1 protein-coding gene and 1 pseudogene are annotated in these 1,332 nt (G+C 31.5%); both read right to left on the minus strand.

The features are described 5' to 3' along the window. Positions 1-3: 3 nt before the first annotated feature. Positions 4-396 carry a hypothetical protein gene (locus EZH24_RS11970; protein WP_137999302.1) on the minus strand — a complete coding sequence of 131 codons (393 nt, stop codon included), beginning with the start codon at positions 394-396 and terminating at the stop codon, positions 4-6. Between the two features lie 7 nt (positions 397-403). Next, positions 404-1,332, minus strand: a pseudogene (locus EZH24_RS11975) (ribonucleoside-diphosphate reductase subunit alpha); the annotation flags it as partial.

Below are 1,332 nucleotides of genomic sequence, written 5' to 3' on the forward strand. Positions count from 1 at the left end.
AATCTATATGGCTTGCCAATTCTTTCCATCGTAAATCATATCGACATAAGCGGTATATCTGTCTCTAAATCCTACAACTCCGTCATATTCTATTATTTTCGCTCGATAGCCTTTTATATCTCCTTCAAAATAGCTTAATGGACTTTGAAAAATTTTATAATATCTTGCAATCGTAAAACTATAACCGAGAAAAAAGCATGAAATTATGGCAAAATAAATTTTCGGTTTATTTGAAAATGCAAAAATTAAAGATAGAATTACAAGAATAAAAGCGATTATTAAAAATAAATACGATAAAATAAGAATATGTTTTTTAAACGCTAAAGATATTCCAAAAGAAAAACTTAAAGTTATATAGAAAATATAAGTAATCGGATAGCTATATAATTTTTTCATTAAGTTATCAAGTGCAAGACTCGCAAATTTCTTCCAATTCAAAATTCGATTTTGGAGTTTTCATATAATACAAAGTTTTAAGTCCCAAATCCATCGCGTATTGAATATCGTCCCAAAGTTCTTTTGCCGATTCGGGTTTAATATAATAAAGATTTACCGACTGTGATTGGTCTATATATCTCTGCCGAACCGCCGCAAGTTCTATAATATTTTTCGGAGGAATCGTCCAGCATCTTTCGTAATAATCTCTATTCTTTTTAAGATTCGGAGCTAAACTCGGCAAAGTTTGTATTCCTTCTTCGACAAAAAATAAATCCACTATTGGCTCTATACTTTCCGTTGCGGACACGCTTTTTCCAGAAGTTGCCGTTGGAGCGATTGCGCCATGAAAAGAAAAACGAACTCCGTAATTTTTTATATCTTCGGCAAGTTTATCCCATTTCGCGGAATCCGTTTCCACATTAAGAATATTTTTTTTATTATTCAAAATCGACAAATGAAAAGGAGTTTTCCCCTCTTTCCATTTCGATTCGTAAAAAGTTTTATAAGGTCCTCTCTCTCTTGCCAAAATATTCGAAGCCTCGTAAATATGATAATATAAATCGTCAAAAACTTTATTTGTAAATTCTATCGCTTCTTTGTCGGTATATTTTAATTTATTTGAAGCCAAAAGATTAGCATAATTTATAACGCCTATTCCAATCGGGCGATTTTTTTTATTTGCAATCTCTCCCTCTTTTACGGGATAAAATTGAGTGTCTATTATATTGTCGCATCCTCTTAATAGAGTATAGCAGAATGATTTTTTCTTTTCGGGCTTAAAATTAACCCAAGATATTAAATTTACCGAAACCAAATTGCATATTCCAATCTCTCCGCTTTTTTTTCGCTGAGTTCCGTCTTCGTTTACGACATATTTTTCTTCTATAAGTTTTG

Origin of the sequence: Brachyspira catarrhinii, assembly GCF_005518285.1 — a bacterium.
GTDB lineage: Bacteria > Spirochaetota > Brachyspiria > Brachyspirales > Brachyspiraceae > Brachyspira > Brachyspira catarrhinii.

Coding starts and splice junctions, on each gene's coding strand:
- EZH24_RS11970 (WP_137999302.1), bottom strand. CDS start 396: ATGAAAAAATTATATAGCTATCCGATTACTTATATTTTCTATATAACT.